At 73.8% G+C, this 21,513-nt stretch carries 21 protein-coding genes; 13 read left to right on the plus strand and 8 right to left on the minus strand.

The features are described 5' to 3' along the window. Window positions 1-96: 96 nt before the first annotated feature. Window positions 97-510 (plus strand): DUF5994 family protein, encoded by a 414-nt coding sequence (locus ACZ3I3_RS00880; protein WP_467361967.1) that lies wholly within the window; start codon window positions 97-99, stop codon window positions 508-510. 9 nt (window positions 511-519) lie between these two features. Here ACZ3I3_RS00880 and ACZ3I3_RS00885 read toward each other — a convergent pair whose 3' ends face one another. Then, window positions 520-882 (minus strand): DUF1304 domain-containing protein, encoded by a 363-nt coding sequence (locus tag ACZ3I3_RS00885; RefSeq protein ID WP_467361461.1) that lies wholly within the window; start codon window positions 880-882, stop codon window positions 520-522. A gap of 636 nt (window positions 883-1,518) precedes the next feature. After that, complete coding sequence (locus ACZ3I3_RS00890) at window positions 1,519-2,094, minus strand: TetR/AcrR family transcriptional regulator (RefSeq protein WP_467361462.1); 576 nt, start codon at window positions 2,092-2,094, stop codon at window positions 1,519-1,521. Between the two features lie 104 nt (window positions 2,095-2,198). On the opposite strand from ACZ3I3_RS00890, the gene ACZ3I3_RS00895 reads away from it, so the two are divergent. From ACZ3I3_RS00895 to ACZ3I3_RS00925, 7 genes are all read left to right on the plus strand, one after another. Continuing rightward, the gene (locus ACZ3I3_RS00895) at window positions 2,199-3,947 is read left to right on the plus strand and encodes an ABC transporter ATP-binding protein (protein WP_467361463.1); all 1,749 of its coding nucleotides are present in this window, start codon (window positions 2,199-2,201) and stop codon (window positions 3,945-3,947) included. 360 nt (window positions 3,948-4,307) lie between these two features. Further along, entirely contained in the window at window positions 4,308-5,648 is a 1,341-nt protein-coding gene (locus ACZ3I3_RS00900) for a serine hydrolase domain-containing protein (RefSeq protein ID WP_467361464.1), read from the plus strand. 73 nt (window positions 5,649-5,721) lie between these two features. Further along, window positions 5,722-7,614, plus strand: coding sequence for a hypothetical protein (locus tag ACZ3I3_RS00905; RefSeq protein ID WP_467361465.1), 1,893 nt, complete (start codon window positions 5,722-5,724; stop codon window positions 7,612-7,614). Between the two features lie 231 nt (window positions 7,615-7,845). Continuing rightward, on the plus strand, window positions 7,846-8,406 hold the full coding sequence (locus ACZ3I3_RS00910) for a tellurite resistance TerB family protein (RefSeq protein ID WP_356922240.1): 561 nt from the start codon (window positions 7,846-7,848) through the stop codon (window positions 8,404-8,406). Between the two features lie 146 nt (window positions 8,407-8,552). Next, window positions 8,553-9,503 carry a class A beta-lactamase gene (gene bla / locus ACZ3I3_RS00915; protein WP_467361466.1) on the plus strand — a complete coding sequence of 317 codons (951 nt, stop codon included), beginning with the start codon at window positions 8,553-8,555 and terminating at the stop codon, window positions 9,501-9,503. 35 nt (window positions 9,504-9,538) lie between these two features. After that, window positions 9,539-9,904, plus strand: coding sequence for a DUF952 domain-containing protein (locus ACZ3I3_RS00920; protein ID WP_467361468.1), 366 nt, complete (start codon window positions 9,539-9,541; stop codon window positions 9,902-9,904). Between the two features lie 21 nt (window positions 9,905-9,925). Next, window positions 9,926-10,633: a DUF4328 domain-containing protein gene (locus ACZ3I3_RS00925; RefSeq protein ID WP_467361469.1), complete on the plus strand. Its 708-nt coding sequence runs from the start codon at window positions 9,926-9,928 to the stop codon at window positions 10,631-10,633. Between the two features lie 7 nt (window positions 10,634-10,640). Here the strand turns inward: ACZ3I3_RS00925 and ACZ3I3_RS00930 are convergent, their stop codons facing one another. Together ACZ3I3_RS00930 and ACZ3I3_RS00935 are read right to left on the minus strand one after the other, a co-directional pair. Continuing rightward, window positions 10,641-11,522 (minus strand): putative RNA methyltransferase, encoded by an 882-nt coding sequence (locus ACZ3I3_RS00930; RefSeq protein WP_467361470.1) that lies wholly within the window; start codon window positions 11,520-11,522, stop codon window positions 10,641-10,643. 190 nt (window positions 11,523-11,712) lie between these two features. Next, window positions 11,713-13,275, minus strand: coding sequence for a carbohydrate-binding protein (locus tag ACZ3I3_RS00935; RefSeq protein WP_467361472.1), 1,563 nt, complete (start codon window positions 13,273-13,275; stop codon window positions 11,713-11,715). A 169-nt stretch (window positions 13,276-13,444) separates the two neighbouring features. Here ACZ3I3_RS00935 and ACZ3I3_RS00940 point away from each other — a divergent pair, with 169 nt between their 5' ends. Both ACZ3I3_RS00940 and ACZ3I3_RS00945 read left to right on the plus strand, forming a co-directional pair. Continuing rightward, window positions 13,445-14,464, plus strand: coding sequence for a cytochrome c oxidase assembly protein (locus ACZ3I3_RS00940; RefSeq protein WP_467361473.1), 1,020 nt, complete (start codon window positions 13,445-13,447; stop codon window positions 14,462-14,464). Then, the gene (locus tag ACZ3I3_RS00945; protein WP_467361475.1) at window positions 14,451-15,197 is read left to right on the plus strand and encodes a class I SAM-dependent methyltransferase; all 747 of its coding nucleotides are present in this window, start codon (window positions 14,451-14,453) and stop codon (window positions 15,195-15,197) included. The genes ACZ3I3_RS00940 and ACZ3I3_RS00945 overlap by 14 nt, the downstream gene beginning before the upstream one ends. On the opposite strand, the gene ACZ3I3_RS00950 is transcribed toward ACZ3I3_RS00945, so the two are convergent. Genes ACZ3I3_RS00950 through ACZ3I3_RS00965 form a run of 4 tightly spaced genes read right to left on the minus strand, consistent with a single transcriptional unit; the run spans window position 15,170 to window position 17,190 of the window. Continuing rightward, complete coding sequence (locus tag ACZ3I3_RS00950) at window positions 15,170-15,673, minus strand: hypothetical protein (protein WP_467361477.1); 504 nt, start codon at window positions 15,671-15,673, stop codon at window positions 15,170-15,172. The two genes, ACZ3I3_RS00945 and ACZ3I3_RS00950, sit on opposite strands and share 28 nt — an antisense overlap. After that, complete coding sequence (locus ACZ3I3_RS00955) at window positions 15,657-16,148, minus strand: RNA polymerase sigma factor (protein WP_467361479.1); 492 nt, start codon at window positions 16,146-16,148, stop codon at window positions 15,657-15,659. Before ACZ3I3_RS00955 ends, ACZ3I3_RS00950 begins: the two co-directional genes overlap by 17 nt. Continuing rightward, on the minus strand, window positions 16,145-16,786 hold the full coding sequence (locus ACZ3I3_RS00960; protein ID WP_467361480.1) for a class F sortase: 642 nt from the start codon (window positions 16,784-16,786) through the stop codon (window positions 16,145-16,147). Before ACZ3I3_RS00960 ends, ACZ3I3_RS00955 begins: the two co-directional genes overlap by 4 nt. Continuing rightward, window positions 16,783-17,190: a sortase-dependent protein gene (locus ACZ3I3_RS00965; RefSeq protein ID WP_467361481.1), complete on the minus strand. Its 408-nt coding sequence runs from the start codon at window positions 17,188-17,190 to the stop codon at window positions 16,783-16,785. Before ACZ3I3_RS00965 ends, ACZ3I3_RS00960 begins: the two co-directional genes overlap by 4 nt. 250 nt (window positions 17,191-17,440) lie before the next feature. On the opposite strand from ACZ3I3_RS00965, the gene ACZ3I3_RS00970 reads away from it, so the two are divergent. From ACZ3I3_RS00970 to ACZ3I3_RS00980, 3 genes are all read left to right on the plus strand, one after another. Further along, window positions 17,441-18,883, plus strand: coding sequence for a hypothetical protein (locus tag ACZ3I3_RS00970; protein ID WP_467361483.1), 1,443 nt, complete (start codon window positions 17,441-17,443; stop codon window positions 18,881-18,883). A gap of 87 nt (window positions 18,884-18,970) precedes the next feature. After that, the gene (locus ACZ3I3_RS00975) at window positions 18,971-20,218 is read left to right on the plus strand and encodes an AAA family ATPase (protein WP_467361484.1); all 1,248 of its coding nucleotides are present in this window, start codon (window positions 18,971-18,973) and stop codon (window positions 20,216-20,218) included. Continuing rightward, window positions 20,215-21,495 (plus strand): vWA domain-containing protein, encoded by a 1,281-nt coding sequence (locus ACZ3I3_RS00980; protein ID WP_467361486.1) that lies wholly within the window; start codon window positions 20,215-20,217, stop codon window positions 21,493-21,495. Before ACZ3I3_RS00975 ends, ACZ3I3_RS00980 begins: the two co-directional genes overlap by 4 nt. The last annotated feature ends 18 nt before the right edge of the window (window positions 21,496-21,513 follow it).

Here is a 21,513-nt window from a genome sequence, read left to right on the forward strand (position 1 = left end):
GCCGCCCTCGGGGGTACGGTGGAGAGAACCGCGGGTATGCCGGAACCGGTGGCCGACGGTCTCCTGGCCACGCCCCCGTCCGCAGCAGGAGCCCTGATGACGTCCGCCTCCTCGCCCCCGCCGCCCCTCCCGGCACCCTCCGAGGTCCGGCTGAGACTCGCGGCGCAGCCCCGCCTCGGCCGCACGGCCCGCCGTATCGACGGAGCGTGGTGGCCCCGCTCGTACGACCTGGCCGCCGAGCTGCCCGGGCTGCTGGCCGTGCTGCCGCGCGCCTGGGGCCGGGTCAGCAGCGTCCTGGTCCACGGGGACACCTGGCTGCCCTGCCCGGAGCGGCTGGACGTCGCCGGCCGGGAGGTCCACGTGGGCCGCAGGGACGCGCCGGCCACCCCGGACACGGTCTGCCTGCTCACGCCCGGCCGGGGCCGCTGGGACCTGCTGGTGGTGCCGCCCTCGACCACGGAGGCGGAGGCGGTCGCGCTCATGGAACAGGCCGTCACCCAGGACGCCTGACGCGTCGCGCTAGCGCGCGAGCAGCACCAGGGTCAGGGCGATCAGCGCCGGGACGGTCTGGACGAAGAGGATCTTCCGGCTGGCGGTGGCCGCGCCGTACACCCCCGCGACCGCCACGCACACCAGGAAGAACACCGAGACCTGGAAGCCCACCGGGTCGGACGCCACCGCGCCCCAGAGCAGACCGGCGGCGAGGAAGCCGTTGTAGAGGCCCTGGTTGGCGGCCAGGGCCTTCGTGCTCTCCGCGAACTCGGCGGTGGTGCCGAAGGCGCCGCGGGCCCGCGGCGTGGCCCACAGGAACATCTCCAGCACCAGGATGTAGGCGTGGAGGGCGGCGAGGGCCAGCACCGCGAGGGTGGCGAGGATCGACATGCGCCGCATCATCGCAGGCTCGCGTGACCGTCCTGGCGGGGCCGTCCTGGTGGGGCCGTCTTGGCGGGGCCGTCCTGGTGGGGCCGTCTTGGCGGGGCCGTCCTGGTGGGGCCGTCTTGGCGTGACCGTCTTGGCATGGCGTCTCGCGTGGCCGTCCTCGCGTGGCCGTCCTCGCGTGGCCGTCTCGCAGGGCCGCCCTCGCATGGCCGCCCTCGTGCGGCCGTCCTCGCCGGGCCGCCCTTGTACGGCCGTCCTCGCACGACCGTCTCCTCCGGCCGCCCTCGTTCGGGCCCGCCCGGGAGGCGGAGCGGGGCGCCGGGTGGGAGATTGCGGGCAGTGGAAGGCCGGGCCGGGCCGTCGCGTCCCCGCGTGTGCCGCTCGGGAGCCCGGCCCGGCCTTCCCGCCCGCCGGTGTCGTCGTCCCGTGCGGTCAGTGGCCGATCCGGAAGGTCGCGTCCGCCCGGTCCGTGGCGGTGGCGGCGGGATCGATGCGCAGGGCGTAAAAGGCGTGGCGGATGTGGCGCGTCGGGGGTTGTGCGAGCGGAACGACGTCCAGGCGGCATCCACCCGAACGCGGTTCGGCGTCGGACGCGGTGAAGAACTCCCCGGCGCGGAGGGCGCTTTGAGGGCTCTGAGGCTAGGGCGCGATGGCCTTGCGCAGGGTGTGCAGGCACAGGGTCATGGCGGAGTGCTTGGAAGCGCCGGCGGTGCGGGTGTGTTCCCAGGCCGAGTACAGCAGCGCCCAGACCAGGTTGCGGACCCATTCCTCGTCCAGCTCGGGGTCGATGCCGCCCTCGGTGTGACCGCGCCGGATCGTGCGCAGGAAGTGCTGGTCGGCGGTGGTGTCCTCGTCCCAGCCGGACCAGTTGGCCAGCTGTGGCGTCTCGAACATCAGCGTGAGGCCGTCACCGAGCTCGAAGTACTCCTGGCAGAGCCGCTCCAGGGCCTTGGCGGCCGGGCCGTCGTCGAGCCGGGCGCGCTCGGTCGCCGCCGCGACCTTCTCCAGGACGTCCGTGCCGATGGCCGCCAGCAGATCGGATCGTTCGGGGAAGTAGCGGTGGACGGTCGTGCGTCCCACGCCCGCCGCTGTCGCGACGTCGCCGAGTGACGCGGTCGGGTCGCCGGCCAGCAGGACGACGGCGGCGTCGACGATGGCGCGCCGGGTGCGGGTCCGTGCGCCGCTCTCCGTCGTTGTGGTCCGGTCCTCACCCATACGCATACGGTAGCGCGCCTTCCACCGTGAAAATCCCTTGACCGTTATGGAACAACACTGTTCCACTCAGCGTCATGAATGTTCCGAAAGCTACGTCCAGCGCAGTGTCCGTTCCGCGGCTGCGGATCCTGTGGTCGTTCGCCCGCCCGCACCGGCGCGCCCTGGCCCTGGCCCTCGTCCTCGCCCTCGTGGGGTCGGGGATGGGGCTGGCCGCGCCGATGGCGACGAAGGGCGTGCTCGACGCGCTCGGCGGCTCGGGCTCGATGCGCGGGCCGATATCGGCCCTGCTGGTCCTGCTGATGGTGGGCAGTGCCGTCATGTACTGGCAGTGGACGCTGCTCGGCGCTCTGGGGGAGCGCGTGGTGCTCCTGGCCCGGGAGTCGATGGTGCGACGTTTCCTGCGGGCCACGGTGCCCGCCGTCACCCGGCGCCCGCCCGGCGAGCTCGTCACCCGCGTCACCTCCGACACGGTTCTGCTGCACCAGGCCGCCACCGGCGCCCCGGTCGGACTGATCAACGCCGTGGTCATGCTCCTCGGGACGCTGGTCCTCATGGCCGTCCTCGACCTGGTGCTGCTGGGCACGGTCGTGGCGGCCGTGGTGGTGGTAGGCGTCCTGTTCGCCGTCCTGATGCCCGGGATCGCCACGGCACAGCAGCGCGCCCAGGACCACCTGGGGCGGCTCGGCGGCAACCTGGAGGGCGCCCTGCGCGCGATCCGGACGGTGAAGGCAGGCCGGGCCGAGGACCGCACGGCCGAGCGCATCGTCGCCGACGCGCGCACCTCCGCCGAGTACGGCATCCGCGCGGTCCGCCGCGAGGCCCTGGCCTGGACGATCGCGGCGGCCGGCATTCAGCTGGCGATCATCCTGGTCCTGGGCGTGGGCGCCTGGCGGGTCGCCGAGGGGGCGTTGGAGGTGTCCAGCCTGATCGCGTTCCTGCTCTACGCGTTCGGGCTGATGGACCCGATCAGCGAACTCAGCCAGAACGTCACGGCGCTCCAGTCGGGGATCGCCGCGGCGGAACGGATCCGGGAGACCGGGGAGCTCCAGACGGAGGAGGCGGAGCGGTTCGTGCGGGACGTCCCGGTGAGCGGGGCCGCCCTGCCGGACACGCCCGTACTGGAACTACGGGACGTCACCGCGGTCTACGGCCCCGACGCCGAACCGGCGGTGCGCGGCGTCGGCCTGGTGATCCCCCGGCGCGGGCACACCGCGATCGTCGGACCCTCGGGTGCGGGCAAGACGACCCTGTTCTCCCTGGTGCTGCGCTTCCTGGAGCCGACCGGAGGCGAACTGCTCCTGGACGGGCGCCCGTACCGCGACCTCACGCACGACGAGATCCGCTCGCGCCTGGCGTACGTCGAGCAGGACACCCCGATCGTGCCCGGGACGATCCGTGACAACCTGCTGCTCTCCCGCCCCGACGCGACGGACGCGGAACTGCGCCGGGTCCTGCGCGAAGTGCGGCTGGACGAGAAGGTCGACGGCCTGGACCAGGGACTCGACACGCCCCTGTCCGGCACGGCCGTCTCGGGTGGCGAGCGGCAGCGCATCGCGCTGGCCCGGGCCCTGTTGCGCACGCCGGACGTGCTGCTGCTGGACGAGGCCACGGCCCAGCTCGACGGGTTGACCGAGGCCGCCGTCCAGCACTGCGTCCGGGCCCGGGCGGCTTCCGGGGCCGTCGTGACGATCGCACACCGGCTGTCCACCGTGATCGACGCGGACACCATCGTGGTGATGGAGGCGGGGCGGGTCCGCGCCCGGGGCAGCCATGGGCAACTGCTCGCCACGGACGCGCTGTACCGGGAGCTGGTGGAGGCGCTGCGGATCGCGGCGGACGCGCAGGCTGTGTGACGAGGGGGACCTGCGGCGAACTCGGGGTGCGGGGGGCGGCCGTCCGGGCCCGCCGTTCGGCCGGGCAAGGGGCTTGGGCGGCCGCGAGACGGTGGCCGTTCGGCCGAGGTGACGGGACCGGTCCTGGCAGACGATCGAGGCCCGGTCCTCGAACCGTGACAGAGGTGAGGGCCCGCGCCTCGTGCGACACGCACGCCCTGCCGGCCGACCACCATTGAAGTCCGTTGAAATCAATGGTGGTTGTGGTCATTTCTGCCACCGCCCGGCCGATAAACGATCATCCCGTGGGTGGATGTAAGGACCATCCGCTTCCCGTGACGATAACCCCGACCTTGTCAACACCGAGGAAGGGGAAGGCCGTTGCGTATCGCCCGGCTTCTCGGAACTGTCCTGGGCACCACGTTGCTGACGACCACCGCCGTACTGACCGCACCCGCCCACGCCGGCCCGGCCGCGCCGCCCGCAGGGCCCGCGGACCGCACGTCACTCGACAGAACCGCCCTGCGCGACTCGCTGGACGCCATCCACGAGGCGGGCATGTACGGCGTCTTCTCGTCCGTCAGGGACGGCCGCGAGCGGTGGACCGGAGCCTCCGGCGTCGCCGACGTGAAGACCGAACGCCCCGTCACCCCGGGCATGCGGCACCGCGTGGGCAGCATCAGCAAGACCTTCACCTCCGTCGCCCTGCTCCAGCAGGTGGAGCGCGGCCGCCTCCGTCTCGACGCGCCCATCGGCGACTACCTGCCCGACCTGATAACCGGGGAGCGCGGCCGGCAGATCACCGTCCGTATGCTCCTGAACCACACCAGCCATATCGGCGACTACGTCGTGGGTGCCTTCCCCTCCCTCGCGGAGGGCTCGACGGCCAGCCTCGACGAGGAGCGCTTCCGCTCCATCCGCCCCGGGGAACTCGTGCGGCTCGGCCTGGCGGCCCCCGCCACCGGACGCCCGGGCGAGCTGCCCGGCTCGTACTCCAACACCAACTACGTCATCGCCGGGCTGCTCCTGGAGAAGATCACCGGCCAGAATGCCGAGAGGCACATCACCCGCAACGTCATCGACCGGGCCGGACTGCGCCACACGTCCTTCCCGCGCACCCCGTTCATCAAGGGCCCGCACCCGCGGATGTACGAGTCGTTCTACGGCCTGATCGACCCGCCGCGCGACTACAGCGTCTACGACATGTCCTGGGCGTACACGGCGGGCGCGGTCGTCTCCACCACCGACGACCTGAACCGCTTCTACCGCGCCCTGCTCGGCGGGAAGCTGATCGGCAAGGCCGCCCTGGGCGAGATGACCCGCACGGTCTCGGTGAGCGGCCTCGACTACGGCCTCGGCATCTACGCACTGGAGATGCCGTGCGGCCGCTTCTGGGGCCACGACGGGGCGGTGTTCGGCGCCGGCATGACCGCGCTGTCCAGCCGGGACGGCAAGCGCCAGGTGGCTCTCGCGCAGAACCTGATGAAGTACCAGAGCGTCGACGAGAACGGCGACATCGAGCCGCACGCGATCGACGAGGCTCTCTACGCGTACGTCGTCCGCGCCCTGTGCCCGGCCGGGTCGGAGGGCACTCCCGGGTCCGCTCCCGGGGCCGGTCTCGTGAGCCCGGAAGACGCCCGTGACGGGCTCAGCAAGCGGTTGCCCGGAATTGACCATTCTCAGTTGACCAGTGGCCTCAAGTTTGGTCAGCTGTCCCACTGATCGTGTTCGATTCTGATCGAGCGTTTCACGGCTCCTTGGGGAGGAGCTGGTGACAAGTGGGGGAGTTTCCTTGATGCATCACGGTTCCGTCGTGCTGCGCCGCGCCGGATTAAGGCGTGGCGCGGCGGCCCTGAGCTTCGTGGCGTTGACCGCCGGCACCGCCCTGACGGGCGTGCCGGCCGCCACGGCCGCAGGCAGCGCGGTCCTCGCCGGGCAGACGTGCACGCCGACGGAGGGCTTCTCCGGCTGCCGGCTGTTCGATCCGACCGGCGCCCGCGAGGAGTTCCAGGTCCCGGCCGGCGTCACGGCGCTGGACGTGCGGGCCTGGGGCCAGGGCGGCGAGGGAACCCCCGTCGCCGGCGGCGGCGCGGGCGGCTACACCGCGGGCACGCTCAGCGTCACGCCCGGGGAGCGGCTGTCCCTCGCCGTCGGCGGTACCCGCTTCGGTGACGCGCTCGGCGGCGCGGGCGGCGACAAGTACGGCGCGGCCGGCGGCAACAGCAGCGGCGTCCGCACCGGCGACGGCACGCCGCTGCTCATCGCCGCCGGTGGCGGCGGCGGTGGCTACGGCGGCACGGCCGCCGGCCAGGGCGGCCCCGGTGGCGGCGAGCGCGGCCAGGACGGCACCGGGTCCGAGCGCGGCGGCAAGGGCGCGGCCGGGACCACCGGCGGAACGGGCGGCGGCAACGGCTCCTCCGGCGCCGACGCCTCCGGGAGCGGCAAGGGCGGTGCGGGCGGCTCCGGTTCGGGCGGCGCGGGCGGAGGCGGCGGTGCCGGTTACGCGGGCGGCGGCGGTGGCGGCGGCACGGACGACGACCGGGGCGCGGTCGGCAGCGGAGCGGGCGGCAGCAGCTACGTCGACACGGACCGGGTGACCGGCGCGCGGCTGCTCAGCGGCGACCGCACGGTGGCCCCCGCCAAGACGGACCCCTTCTGGCAGCCCGCCGACGAGCGGGTGCGCGGCGGCATCGCCGAGGGCGGCGTGAACACCGAACGCTCCGGCGGCGGGCGCATCGTGTTCCAGTGGAAGACCCCCGCGATCGCGGAGGTGACCCAGGCCTCCGGAGCCGGCCAGACCATCCAGCCGGGCGGCGGCGCGGAACCGGTGGCCGTGGTGGTCGAGGACAAGGCCGGCAACCCGGTCGAGAACGCCTCCGTCACCTTCACGGTCGAGGACCCGGACAAGCTCGGCGCCTCCTTCATCAGCAAGGACGGCGCCGACACCACCGAGCTGGCCGTGCCGACCGACGCGCGGGGCCGCGCCCGTTCCGCGCCGCTCAGGACGGGCCTCGGCAAGGAGGGCGAGTTCGCGGTCCGCGCCGAGGCCGGCGGCGCCTCCACGGTCTTCACCGTGAAGGTGAAGAAGTCGGCCTACGGCGTGAGCGTCGCGGGCGGTGACGACCAGCGCGCCGAACAGGGCGAGGCCTTCGAGGAGGCCCTCCAGGTCCGCGTGGTCAGGTCGGGCGCCACGGCACCGGCCGGCACGGAGGTCGAGTTCCGGGTCGAGGACGACAGCGACGACGCCCCTCGCTTCGAGGACGGCGAGCAGGTCGTCCGCGTCAAGACCGACGACTCGGGCAAGGCCACGGCACCGACCCTGACCGCCGGTGAGGGCACGGGCACGTACACGGTCGCCGCGTCGGTCGGTGACGCCATGGCCCAGTTCGCGGTCGAGGTCGTCGCCGGCGAGGCGTCCGGTTCGCCGTCCCCGAGCCCCTCGACCGACCCGAGCGCCTCGGCCGACCCGAGCCCGTCACCCAGCACGAGCGCGTCCGGCACGACCGGCGGCACCGGATCCTCGACCACGGGCGGCACGTCGACGGACTTCGACAGCGGCAGCCTCGCCTCGACCGGCGCCGGCGGCATCGGCATGCTCCTCGCGGCGGCCGCGGCCCTGGCCACGGCGGGCTTCGTGGCCTTCCGCTTCGGCCCGCGCCTGAAGCTCCGCTCGCGCGACAGCGCGTGACGCGGCGGGGATAGCACCTCGACGCGGCGTCACAGCGCCTGAGAGCACGTCACCGCGACTGCCCGCACCCGATCACCGGGTGCGGGCAGCCGCCGTTCCGGCGGCGAAAGAAGCAGACGGTGAGAGAGGGGCGCGTTTTGCGGAACCTTTGCCCGGGGGTCGGGCGTTGATCGGGTGAGCGCGCGGGAGCGGGTTCGCGAGATGACTTCCGACGAATACCGAGGTGACTCAATGGCAGTCTGGGACAAGCTCAAGGACCAGGCCAAGGCTCTCCAGCAGAATCAGGGCGGGCGGGGCGCCACCGCCGGCCACAGCGGCGGGCCCAGCGGGGGGACGCGGTCCGGCGGTGGCAGCAAGGCCCAGCTGATCGGCGTGCTGAAGACGCAGCTCGGCTCGCTGAAGACCGAGCTGAAGAGCGGTGCGTACCGGGACGCGAGCATGGCGGTCTGCGCGCTGGTCGCGGCGGCCGACGGGCAGGTGGACCCGGCCGAGCGGCAGCAGGTCGAGTCGATGATCCTGAGCAACGACGTACTGCAGAACTTCCCGCCGGAGCAGCTGCGGCAGCGTTTCAACAAGCACGTGGACCAGCTGACGATGAACTTCCAGCACGGCAAGGCCGAGGCCATGCAGGAGATCGCCAAGACCGCCAAGAAGCCCACGGAGGCCAGGGCCGTGATCCAGACTGGCATGGTCATCGCCGGTGCCGACGGCCACTTCTCCCAGGCCGAGGCACAGGTCCTGCGCGAGGCCTGCGCGGCGCTGGGTCTGTCCCCCGCGGAGTTCCAGCTCTGAGTCCCGGCTCTGAGTGCCGGCCCTAAGTTCCAGCCCTGAGTTCCAGCCCTGAGTTCCAGCTCTGCTCAGCGACCCGGCTCACCCACCAGGCGGCGGCTCGGCCGGGCCGGTCGTCCGCCGCCTGTTCGGTGAGAGGAGCACCACGCATGTCTGTCGACGGGCCCGTCTCGTCCCGCCGCGCCGTGCTGGCCGCCGCGGCGTTACTTCCCCTGGCCGGCTGTGGCACGGCCGACGGCGACCGCGTCGACCGAGCCGCCACGACCACCCGGCCCGCCCCGGAGCGGAGCCGCCGCACCCCCGCCCCGCCCGTCCGCCGCCCGCGCCTCGCGGACCTGGAGCGCGAGTACGGCGCCCGCGTCGGCGTCTACGCCCTCGCGACCGGCACCGGCGCCACGGCGGTCCACCGCGCCGACGAGCGCTTCGCGTTCTGCTCGGTCTTCAAGGCCCTGGCCGCCGCGGCGGTCCTGCACCACCGCTCCCTCGACGGCCTGGACCGGCGCGTCACCTACACGCGGGCCGACCTCAAGTCCACATCGCCGATCACCGGACGGCACGTCGCGACCGGCATGACCCTGCGCGAACTGTGCGACGCCGCCGTCCGCTACAGCGACGGCACGGCCGGCAACCTGCTCATGCGCGACCTCGGCGGCCCCCCGAAGCTCACCGCCTATCTGCGCGGACTGGGCGACAGCGTCAGCCGCATGGACCACTACGAGCCAGAGCTGCACGAGGTTCGGCCGGAGGACCCCAGCGACACCACCAGCCCCCGCGCCGTCGCCACCGACTTCCGCGAGCTGCTCCTGGGCAAGGCCCTGCCCGCCGGGGAACGCGCCCTGCTGACGGACTGGCTCTCGCACAACGCCACCGCGGTCGGCGCCCGGCGCATCCGGGCCGGGCTGCCCAAGGGCTGGCAGGTGGCCGACAAGACCGGCACGGGCAACTGGGGCAGGGCCAACGACATCGCGATCGTCCGCCCGCCCCGCACCGCCCCGCTCGTCCTGGCCGTCATGACCGACCGGGCCGGCTACGACGCCGAACCCTCCGACGCCCTGATCGCCGAAGCCACCGCACGCACCGTCACGGCCCTGGGGTTCTAGGGCCCCCCGGGCCCCCAGTGGCCTATAACGGGGCCATGATCTACCACTCCGTACCGCGCACCGACTGGCAGGCCGCCCCCGACGGGCCCTACGCACCCGCCTCCCTCGCCGAGGAGGGCTTCGTGCACTGCTCACCGGACGAGCCGACCACGCTCGCCGTCGTCAACGCCTTCTACCGGGACGCGCCCCGGCCCCTGCTGGTGCTCGCCCTCGACGAGACCCGCCTCACCGCACGGGTGGAGTGGGAGGCGGCGGACCCCGCCCCGCCACCCGGGGTCGACGAGGGCACCCTCTTCCCGCACGTGTACGGCCCCCTCGACCGGGACGCCGTCGACCACGTCCTGGAGGTGCGGTGGGACGAGCAGGGCCGGGCCGTGGGGCTCGGTAACACGAACGGGTGAGCGGTACGACAGGATGACCCGGTGAGCGATCAAGAACCACCCGTCACCGACAAGACCCCCGGCCCCACCCCGGGCCCCGCCCCCGCCCTGCGCCCGGTCCGTGGCGCGGCCCGCTGTGCCGTCGCCGCGCTAGGCCTCGCCGCGCTGGCCTGGGTGGCCCGGGCGGTCTGGCACATCCGGCTCGCCCTGACCGGGCAGCCGGCCTCCGGCCCGCCGGACCAGGGCGGCGGCACCCACCGCCCGCTGACCGCCCTGGAGGACTCCTACCACTTGGTCAGCTCCGTGGGCGCCGCCGTCACGGTGGTCTGCGCACTCGTGTTCCTGTCCTGGCTGGACCGCGTGCGGGACAACGCCCGCGTCCTGTCGGGCGCGGAACCGCGGTACGCGTCCCTCTGGCTCCTCCTGGGCTGGATCGTCCCCGTGGTGAACCTGTGGATACCCCGGGGCATCGTCGCGGACGCCCACCGGTCCGTCTTCCCCGACCGGCCGCTGCCGGCCGTCGTGAACTGGTGGTGGGGCCTGTGGCTGGCCGGTCTGGCCGGTGGCATGGGCCTCCTCTACTCCGACTCCACGGACGAGGTCATCGCCCGCGCCTACACCGACGTCCTGCCCCTGCTCGCCGCCGACGCGGTGATCGTGGCGGCGGCCGGGACCGCGGCCCTGATGATCCGCACGCTCACCACGGCACAGCAGCAGCGCCTGGACGAAGCCGCACGCCCCGCCGCCTGAGCGGCCCCTAGGGGGCTTCCCGGGGCCGGTACACCGACACCACGAACGAGGCGGTGACCCGCACCGGCACCGCCAACTCCCCTATCTGGTGCCGCAGTTCCGCCTCCCGGACGTGATGCGCGGACGGACTCATCGTCACCAGACCGGCGACGTCCTCGGCGCCGAGGCTCATGGCGTACTCCAACGGCTCGGCGCGCTCGTGCCGGAAGCGGTCCTCCAGAGTCCGGCGCAGGCGCTCCTCTTTCCTGGGGTCGACGGCCAGCAGCCCAACGGAGCGGCGCAGTTCGCGCAGATGCCGGTCGCTGGGCGTGACGACGAGCAGGGCGCCGTCCGGCCGCAGGACACGGTGGAACTCCGGCCCGTTGCGGGGGGCGAACACGTTGAGTACGAGGTGGGCGCTGCCGGAGCGGACCGGCCACGGCTGCCAGACGTCCCAGCCGACGGCCTCGGCGCGGGCGTGGGCGCGGGCCGCGGCGCGCAGGGCGTGCGCCGAGCTGTCCAGCCCGAGCCCCATGGCCCCGGGGAGCGCGTCCAGCACCGACGCGAGGTAGTGCCCGGTGCCCGCCCCGGCGTCCAGCACGACGGCGTCGGGCGGGGCGAGTTCGGTGGCGAGCCGCGCGAGGGTACGGGCGAGCGGGTCGTAGTGCCCGGCCCCGAGGAACGCGCCGCGGCACCTGACCATGTCGGCGGAGTCGGCGCTCGCGGCCCGCCGGTGGCCGGTCAGCAGACTGACGTAGCCGTGGCGGGCGATGTCGAAGGTGTGCCGGCCCGGGCACCGCAGCGCGCCGTCGGCGCGTTCCAGGCCCGAGTCGCACAGGGGGCAGGTCAGGACGGTCAGCAGCCGGTCGGACGGGCGGTGTCGGCCGGTTCCCGCAGGGGTGGTCGGCATGGATGCTCCTCGACGGCTCGGCGGGACAAGAGGCCTCGGCCGAGCTGGATACAGGCGGTGGACGGAGAGTCGTCGGCGCCCGCTTACGGCGGGCACGCCGAGGACGGCGACGTGATCGCCTCACGTCGCCGTCCTCACCGCGGTGTCAGAGGAAGCAGTGCGGAATGCCGGTGCATGCCATACGGCCAGGCTACCGGCTGCCGCCGAACGTCACGACGAGCCGTCCGTCCGAGCCGAACGACCAGCGCAGGGCCCCGGCGTAGGAGGAGCAGCGGGAGCCGTTCGAGCCGGACCAGAACTGGTTCGAGCTGTCGGAGCTTCCGATGATCCGGTCGTTCGACCCGCTGTCGCACGAGGTGTTGTTCCGGAACACCGACGTGCTGCCCGAGTCGAAGTTGAAGTTGCGCTGCTCGTTGCCGACGCTCACGTTGTCCGAGATCTGCATGGCGCCGGTGTTGCTGTTGTAGGTGAAGCCGTGCTTGCCGTTCTGGTAGGCGATGCTGCGCCGGACGATGTGGCTGACGCCGATGTCGTCGCCGCCGAGCTTGTAGCCGTTGCGGTCGCCGTTGCCGGCCTGGGAGCCGTCGCTGAGGGTGCCGTTGTCGTAGGCGAGGGAGTCCTCGATGGTCACGGCGCCGATGGGGCCGGTGTCCGTCTTGGTGTAGAGGTCGTAGCCGTCGTCGATGTTGTTGTGGGCGACGGTGTAGCGGAAGACGTTCCCGGGGCCGACGGTGAGCTTCGGGGCGAAGCCGTCGGCGTCCTCGCCGTCGGAGTCGACGTTGTCGTGCGACTCCGCGCTCAGGATCAGGTTGTTGGACGGCCACTGGTCCTTGGGCGTGCTGGACAGCGCCCGCGAGAGCTGGAGCCCCGAGTCTCGGTTGAAGCGGGTCACCGTGCGCTCGATGACGTTGTTGCTGCCGCTGAGGAAGATGCCGTTGTCACCGGCCCGTTCGACGACGACGCCCTTGACGTGCCAGTACGACGCGTTGACGGCGAGACCGCGGTTGGCCGGGTCCTCGCTCTGGGCGGAGAAGTTCAGCACGGGCGTCTCGCCCGGGTAGGCGAACAGTTCCGTGCGGTCGCCGGACGTGCCGTTCCTGCCCGCCGGGATGGTGACGGTCTGGGAGTAGCGGTACGTGCCGCCGCGCAGGTAGATCGTCCCGCCCGCGGAGATGCGGCTGATCGCCGAGGTGAGGGTCGTCGGGTTCGACTCCGTACCGGCCGCGCCGTCCGTGCCGCCCGGGGACACGTACAGGACCGGGCCGGTGGGCTGCGGGTCGCCGCCGCTCGTCTCGACGTCGGCGTAGTCGATGTTGGGCAGGCCGGCGGAGGTGGTCGGGGCGAGCCGGACGGTGTTGCTGCCCGACCGCAGCGGCACGGTGAGCGTCTTGGTGGCCCAGGTGTTCCAGGCGCCGGTGCCCTCGAAGGACGCGGTGGTGGCCGTCGTGCCGTTGACCACGACGTTCGCGGCGCGTGCGGAGGCCGTGCCGTTGGCGAAGCGGACCTTCAGGGTCGCCGTGCCGGCGGTGGACGCGGTCACCGTGAACTGGGCGTAGCCGCCCGTTGCGTTGTCGCCGTTGCAGAAGCCGCTGCCGGAGTATCCGGCCCAGTTCGCTTCGATGGCGCCGGCGCAGACGGCCGGCGACGTCTCGGCCTCGTACCGGACGGTCGCCGCCTGTGCCGTGTTCCCGGACAGTGCGACGAGGCTGCCGGCCAGGAGGCCGACGGACGCGATCACTGGTCTCAGGTGCATCTTCGTCTCCAGAGGGTGAGAGCGGACGCAGGGGACTGGCTGGAGTAAGCGCTTTCTGGGAACGTAGAAGCCTGCCGTGAACGCGTCAATAGACGTGTACATGATTCTAATTCATATTCATGAACTCCCGACCGCCCGTCCCCTTACTTTCGACGGCTACCGTCCGCCCGTGAGCGAACTGTCGGCCGTGTACCTGCCGGAGCTGACCGCCGGGCGGCTGCTGGGCTCCTGGCGGCTGGACGTGCCCGCGCTGCTGCTGGTCGTCCTCCTGGGCGCGCTCTACGGCCTCGGTGTCGCGCGCGTCCGCGGCCGGGGCGGCTCCTGGTCGCTCGCGCGCCTCGCCGCGTTCGTCCTGTTCGGGCTGGGCACGATCGTCGTGGCCACGATGTCCGGGCTGGCCGTCTACGACCGTGAACTGTTCTGGCCCGCCGCCGTGCAGAACGTCGCCCTCGATCTGCTCGCGCCGCTGGGCCTCGCCCTCGGCGACCCGCTGCGGCTCGCGGTCGAGGCGCTGCCGGAGGGCGGTGCGGACCGGGTGCGGCGGGCCATGACCGGCCGGCTGGTCAGGACACTGACGTTCCCCCTGGTCAGCACGGTCCTGGTACTGGCCACGGAACTGACCGTCTACTTCACGCCGTACTTCGCGACCGCGCTGCGCGTCGGCTGGCTGCACGAGCTGATGTATCTCCATCTGCTGGCGGCCGGCTGCCTGTTCGTCCTGCCGGTGCTCACCCGCGAACAGGCCCTGCCCGCCTGGTGCGCCCACCCCGTCCGGGCGGCCCTGGTCTTCCTGGACGGCATCGTCGACGCCCTGCCCGGGCTGGTCGTCATGACGCACGGCACCCTGATCGCGGGCGCCTGGTACCTGCACCACGCGCCGCCCTGGTCCCCCGACGTCCACCACGACCAGCAGGTCGGCGGCGGCGCCATGCTGGGCATCGCCGAACTGGCCGCCCTGCCCTTCCTGCTGACGATCCTCGCCCAGTGGTCCCGCGCCGAGCGTGCCCAGTCGGCGGCACTGGACCGCAGGCTGGACGGCGAACTCACCCCGGCCGCCCCGGAGTCCGGGGGCGGACCGGCTCCCGAACTCGTGCGCCCCTGGTGGGAGACCGAGAAGGGCGAAGTGGCGGAAAGGGTGCGACGCCAAGGGCACGGCGCCGGGCAGGCTGACGCGTATGGCGACCTATGACACGCTCGGCACGGCCTACTCCCGGACACGGCGGCCCGACCCGCGGATCGCCGCGCGCATCCGTGCCGCGCTCGGCGACGGCGTCACGAACGTCCTGAACGTCGGAGCGGGCACCGGCTCGTACGAACCACCACAGACGGTCCTCGCGGTCGAACCCAGCCGGGTCATGCTCGACCAGCGGCCACCGGGAGCCGCACCCGGCGTGCGGGCCGTCGCGGAACACCTGCCGCTGCGGGACGGCGCCGTCGACGCCGTGATGGCGGTGCTGACCGTCCACCACTGGTCCGACCTCGAGGCCGGGATCAGGGAGCTGTGCCGGGTGGCCCGCCGCCGTGTCGTCGTCCTGACCTGGGATCAGGAGGTCTTCCGGGAACGGTTCTGGCTGGTGCGGGAGTACCTCCCCGAGGCGGCCGCGTTCGACGACACCCGTGCCGTCCCCGCCGCCCGGCTGGCCGACCTGCTCGGCGGCGCACGTCAGGAGACGGTCCCCGTGCCCCACGACTGCACCGACGGGTTCGCCGCCGCGTACTGGCGCCACCCCCACGCCTACCTCGACCCGCGGGTGCGGGCGGGGATCTCCCTGTTCGCCCAGACCGGCGAGGACGTCATCGCGCCCGGCCTGGCCCGGCTCTCGGACGACCTGACGAGCGGCCGCTGGCACACCCGGCACGCCGGGCTGCTCGCGCTCGACAGCGTGGACGTGGGCTACCGGCTGCTGGTGGCCGACCTCTGATCCGTGTCCGGGGGAGTCGCCGAGGGGACCGGCCGGGCCGGGGTCGGTGTCGATGACGTGGTGCGGGGCTCGGCCGTCGGGCGGGCGGCGTCGCCGGGGGCGCCGGGGTGGGACGTGGCCGGGGCCGGGGCCTCGGACGGAGGCGCCGACGAAGGGTGAGGCGACGGCGTCGACGCCGGGGGAGAGGGAGCCGGTGCCGTGCTCGCGGGGGGCGCCATCGGGACCGTCGGGGAGCGGGCGGGCTCCGAGGCCGTGAAGCGCAGGGGAAAGGCGATGAGGGCCGCCGCCGCGCAGCACAGGCCCGCCCCGGCCGCGACGCGCAGCACCCGCCGACGGGTCGCCCTGCGGCGGACCACCTCGTACTGGCCGGGGGGCGCGCCCAGGTAGTCGGGGGAGGAGGGCCGCAGGATCACGGCGAGCGGGTCGTCGAAGCCGGACTCCCGGTCGTCCGGATCGTCGTCAAGGCGTGTGGTCAAGGCTTCTCCTCAGGTGGACGCGGAGCAGTTCCCGGGCCGCGTGCAGGTCGGCCTTGACGGTTCCTTCCTTGCGCCCGGTCAGTACGGACACCTCCCGGATCGGCATGTCAGCGTAGTAGTGGAGGAGGATCGGCACGCGGAGTCGTTCCGGGAGCGACTGCACGAGCAGGCGCACCGACGGGTCGTCCTGCTCGGGGTGGGGCCGTACGGCGGCTTCCGAGGTGACGCGGTGCATGGCCCTGCGCTCGCGCTCCAGTTTGCGCCAGTGGTCCCGCACGAGGTTGGCCGCGGTGACGTAGAGGAAACCGCGGGGCTCCTCCACCTTCGTCCAGCGGGCCCAGAGCCGGGTGAACGCCTCCGAGGCGATCTCGTGCGCCGTCTCGTCGTCGTCGACGAGCCGGCGGCACCAGCCGGCCAGGCGCGGGTAGAGGGCGGCGAACAGCTCGGACGCGGCCTTCTCACGGGACCGTTTCAACGCTCTCCAGGGGTGTGGGTCTCGGTGCCGCTCAGCGCGGCGAACACGATCACGTTGTCCGCGTATCCGTCGCCGGTGCGCGCTCCGCCGCACGTGATCAGCCGCAGCTCCGGGCGGTCCACGTTCCCGTAGACGTCGTCCACCGGGAAGCGGGTTCTGGGGACGGTCCGTACCTCCGTGACGGCGAACTCCGCCGCCGTGCCGTTCTCCAGGCGCGCCACGATCCGGTCGCCGCGGCGCAGTTCGGTGAGGCGGTGGAAGACGCCGTCGCCGTACCTGCCGACCGAGACGTGCCCGAGGATCACCGACGGGCCGGTCCGGCCCGGTGTCGGCGAGTGCCGGTACCAGCCCGCCCGGTCGTCCGCCGTCACCGGCGGCACCCGCACCGTGCCGTCCGGGGCCAGGCCCAGCCGGATGACAGGGGTGTCGACACCGATGGCCGGGACCAGCAGCCGGACCGGGACCGAACGGGCCAGGGGGCGCGCCTGGTCGGCCGGGACGGTCCGGTGCGGGGACCGCGGCTGTGGTGCGGTGGTCCCGGAGTCCGGCGCCGTCCCCTCGGGCCCTTGGCCCGCGCAGGCCGTGAGCAGGGACGCCAGCGCCGCCGTGGTGAACGCGCGCCTGGAGAACGCGGTCATGCCCCGGTCGCCCGGCGACGCCGCACGACGACGAACGTCCCGCCGCCCAGGGCGAGCATCGCGGCGGCGCCCGCACCGACCGCCGTGCCGCCGACGCCGGAGTCCGAGGACGCCTCAGTCACACCGGTGTCGGGCGCGCCGCTCGGCACGACGGAGACCTGGTCGTCGCCATCGGCCGGTGCGGGAGCCGGCGTGGCGCTCTCCGCCGGGCGGGCGCCGGTCTCGCCGCGGGTCGGCTCGGCGGGGGCGGCCGTCGGTTCGGCGCTCTCCGCCGGCACGGGGGTGGGCGCGGCGGCCGTCGGGACCGGGCTCGGGGTCGTCGCTTCGCTCGCGAACGCGGGGCCGGTGCCCAGGAGTACGGCGGTGCCCGCGAGGGCCAGGGCGGTGAGGACGGTTCGGCGCATGGGAACGCTCTCCTTCGTCGGTCCCGCCCGGTGGGGGCGGGGTGCGTGACGGGTCGAGCGGAGAGACGAGGCGGGCGGGGGGCGGGTTGTAAAGAGATGGCAAAGCCCGGATCGTGTGTGGCCTCACCCGCGCGTGGTCCGAGCCGCGAAATAATCGGCTGCGCGAGGGAGTCGGCGGCGATAGCATCCCGGCGATGACGACTCACTCTGTTGACAGATTGGGGGTCCCGTCCGCGCCAGGTGAGTGCTGATGCTCACCGACATCGCGAACGGGGACTTCCCGCTTTCCCACGGGCCGCCTGCCCACGGGCCGTCTTCCCACGGGCCGCTTTCCTTCTGGCCGCGCGTGCGCGAGTTCGCCGTGCCGCCCTCCATGATCGAGACCGCGACGGCCCGGCGCCGTGCCGGGGACTGGGCGGGTGCGTGCGCCGCCGCGGGCGTCGACGTCGACCTCCAGCCGCGTGCCGTGGCCCGGGTCCACGGCCGGGAACTCGCCGCCCGGCTCCGGGAGGACCTTCGTCACCTGGCCCCCGACCTGCTGCGCTGGCACCTGCCGAGGATCGCGCCCGACGGGCTGCTGCGGCCCGGGCTGACCGTCACCCTGGCCCGGTACGACACGGCCGGACGGGACGGCGCCCGTCCGCTGCACCTGGTGGTGCGGACGCCGCCGGCCTGGGCGGACGCCGGTCAGCGGATCAGCCTCGCGCTGTGGGACGCCTCCCGCGCGGAGGCGGCCGACCGCCGTCATCCGCATCCCCGTCCGAACCGGCGGTTCCGCCTCGACCTGCACCGCCATCTGTGGGACGCACGCCGGGCCGGTGAACTGGGGGTGCGGTGCGGGGCCGAACGGCCGCCCGGTGACGACCCTTCGGCCATGGCCGGGGGTACGGCTGTGGATACGGCCATCACTACGGAACCGGCCGGGCTGCTGCCGCCGGGGCACCACTGTGCCGTCGACCGCTGGGCCGCCGAGGCGGCGATCCTGCTGCGTGCCGAAGGGCGTTCGAGCAGCAGGGTCTGTGTGCGGCTCGCGGCGCGCACGCGGCTCGTGCTGGACGTGTCCGACGGTGCCGTGGTGGCGTACGGGCGCCGGGGCGACTCCTCGCTGCCCGTCCTGCCCGATGCCGCGACCTGGGTGCTGCCCGACCTGGCACTGCTGCGGGCCGGGGTGATCGACGCCGGACGGCTGCATCCGCTGGTCGCCTCCGCGCTGAGGGTGGAGCGGGTACCGGCCGGCACGTCCCGGCAGCAGCAACGGGCCGGTGATCCACGGCTGGTGGAGTGCCGGGGCGCCCGGCACCGGATCGGCCTGGTCGACGGTGTGCTCGCCGCGCTGGACCACGACCCGGCCGAGATCCGGCGCGAGGAGCTGCTGGTCGCCCTCGGCGGCCCCCCGCTGCCCTGCCTGCGGGCCATCGACGACGCACACCGCCGCCCCGACTGCCTCACCGGCGTCCGCGAACGCCTCGACCACGGCGACGTCACCGGTGCGCTGGCCGTCGTGGAGGGCCTGCTGGGTCCCGAGGCGGTGCTGCGCAACGGCCCGCTGCGGGACGCGCTGGAGACGGCGGCGCGGCGGCGTATCGCCTACGGACTGTTCCGGACGGGCCTGGACGGGCCCTCGCCCGGCAGCCTGCGCCCCTGGGACCGCCGCCGTTCCCGTGACCACGGTCCGCGCCCACGCCACATGTGACCTCGCCCTGCCTCTCTCCCTCCCCCTTCCCCCTTCCTCCCTCCCCCGAAAGCTTTCAGCCCCTCCTAGACCCACAGGTGATCACACATGCCCTCACGCATCGCGCCCACGCCCGGCACCGCCACCCAACTCGACACCGCCGGTGACCTGTTGTCCCTGCTGCGCGACACCACCACCGAACCCCGCCCCGACACCCAACTGGAGGCCCTGACCCTGGCCGTGGCCGCGGACCTGCCCGTGCTGCTGTGGGGTGAGCCGGGCATCGGCAAGACGGCGGCCCTCACCCAGCTCGCCACGGCCCTGGACCTGCCGCTGACCACGGTGATCGCCAGCGTGCACGAGCCGTCCGACTTCTCGGGGCTGCCCATCGTCGGCGACGACCCCGCCGAACAGGGCGTTCCGATGGCCCCGCCGGACTGGGCCGTACGACTGGTGCGGGCCGGCCGCGGACTGCTCTTCCTCGACGAACTCTCCACCGCGCCGCCCGCCGTCCAGGCCGCCCTGCTCCGGCTCGTGCTGGAGCGGCGGATCGGCGCGCTGCGGCTGCCGCCCGGCGTGCGGATCGTGGCCGCGGCCAACCCGCGTTCCTCGGCCGCCGACGGCTGGGAACTGAGCCCGCCGCTCGCCAACCGCTTCGTCCACCTCCAGTGGGCCCACGACACCGAGGTCGTCGTACGCGGCCTCGGCGGCACCTGGCCCCGGGCGACCCTGCCCCGGCTCGACCCCGGGAAGCTGCCGGAGGCCGTGGCCTTCGCCCGGCGTGCCGTGTGCGGGCTGCTCTCCGCACGCCCCGGGCTCGTGCACCGGCTGCCCAGCGGAGAGACCCGCCGGGGCGGGCCCTGGCCGTCGCCCCGCAGCTGGGAGATGACGCTGCATCTCATCGCCTTCGCGACCGCCGCTGGTTCCTCCCGGGACGTCCTCTCCCTGCTGGTGCGCGGCACCGTCGGGGACGGGCCGGGCCTGGAACTGCTGGCGAGCATCGACCGGATGGACCTCCCGGACCCCGAGACGCTGCTGGCCGACCCGGCCGGTGCGGTGCTGCCCGAGCGGGGGGATCTGCGCCAGGCCGCGCTGGACGGTGTGGTCGCCGCGGTCCGCGCCCGCCCGGAGAAGTCCCGCTGGGACGCGGCGTGGGCGCTGCTGGTCAGGGCGGTGGAGAGCGGACCGCCGGACGTGGTGGTCGTCCCCGCGACGACGCTCGCCGCGCTGCGCCGGGAGGACTGGGACGTACCGGCGACGATCGAGAGCCTCGCCGGGGTGGTGTCCCTGTCCCGCCGGGCGGACGACGCGGCGGCCCGGACGAAGCCGTCGGCCGCGGCACGGGCGGGCCGATGACCGGGCAGGAGCCGGACACGCCCGCAGGGGCCGAAGCCTCCGGCACCCCGGGCACCCTCGACCGCGCCAAACTCTTCGCCGCCCGTCTGCACGCCGCCCGGGTCCGCCCCTACCTCGCGACGGCCCTGTTCGCCCTGCACGTCGTCGAGTCACGGCGGGTCCCGACCATGGGCGTCGACCGGTACTGGCGGTGCTACGTCTCGCCGGCGTTCGTGGACCGTACGCCCGTCGAGGAGCTGGCCGGTGTGTGGGTGCACGAGGTGTCGCACCTGCTGCGCGACCATCACGGGCGCGGCGACCGGGTCGCGCGGGAACGCGGGCTGAGCGGCGCGGCGGAGCGGCTGCGGATGAACATCGCCGCGGACCTGGAGATCAACGACGACGTGTACGGCGAGGGCCTGGCCCGCCCGGAGGACGCCGTCCGTCCGGAGACGCTGGGGCTGGCCGAGGGGCAGTTGATGGAGGACTACCTGAGGCAGTTCCGCCTCGGCCCGCGGATGAGCGATCTGGCCTGGCTGGACTGCGGCAGTGGTGCCGACGGCCTGGACCGGGAGTGGGAGCTCGGCCCGGACGGAGCGCACGGCCTGAGCGAGCAGGAGCGGGACGGCGTCCGTTTCCGGGTGGCGCAGGGCATCACGGGCCGTCCCGGCAGCGCCCCGAAGGGCTGGCGGCGCTGGGCCGACGAGGCCTTCCACCCGCCCCAGCCGTGGCGGGAGCTGCTGGGCGCGGCGGTCCGCTCGGCGGCGTCCGGGCCCGGCGCGGGCGAGGACTACACCTACGGCCGTCCGGCGCGCCGCTCGGCGAGCGTGCCCGGGGCCGTGCTGCCGAGCATCAGACGCAGGCCGCCCCGGGTGTCCGTCATCATCGACACGTCCGGGTCGGTCAGCGACGCCGAACTGGGCAGCGCGCTCCTGGAGGTGGCGGCGATCTCCCGGGCCGTGGGCGGCCGGCGCGACCTGGTCACGGTGGTGCCGTGCGACGCGTCGGCCCGGTTCGTGCACACGCTGTGCCGGGCCGAGGGCATCCCGCTGACGGGCGGCGGCGGCACGGACCTGCGCGCGGGCTTCACCCGGGCCCTGCGCTCCCGCCCCGCCCCGGACGTCATCGTGGCCCTGACCGACGGCCAGACCCGCTGGCCGGGCACCCGCCCCCCGTGCCGGACGGTGATCGGCCTGTTCCCGCGCCGCTACCAGAGTCATGCCTACGACGAGACGAACCCCGAGTACGTCCCCGACTCACCTCCGGCCTGGGCCCGCGTGGTGGACATCGGGTCATGACGGCTCAACGGCTCAACG

The organism is Streptomyces sp. NPDC016851 (assembly GCF_055562795.1).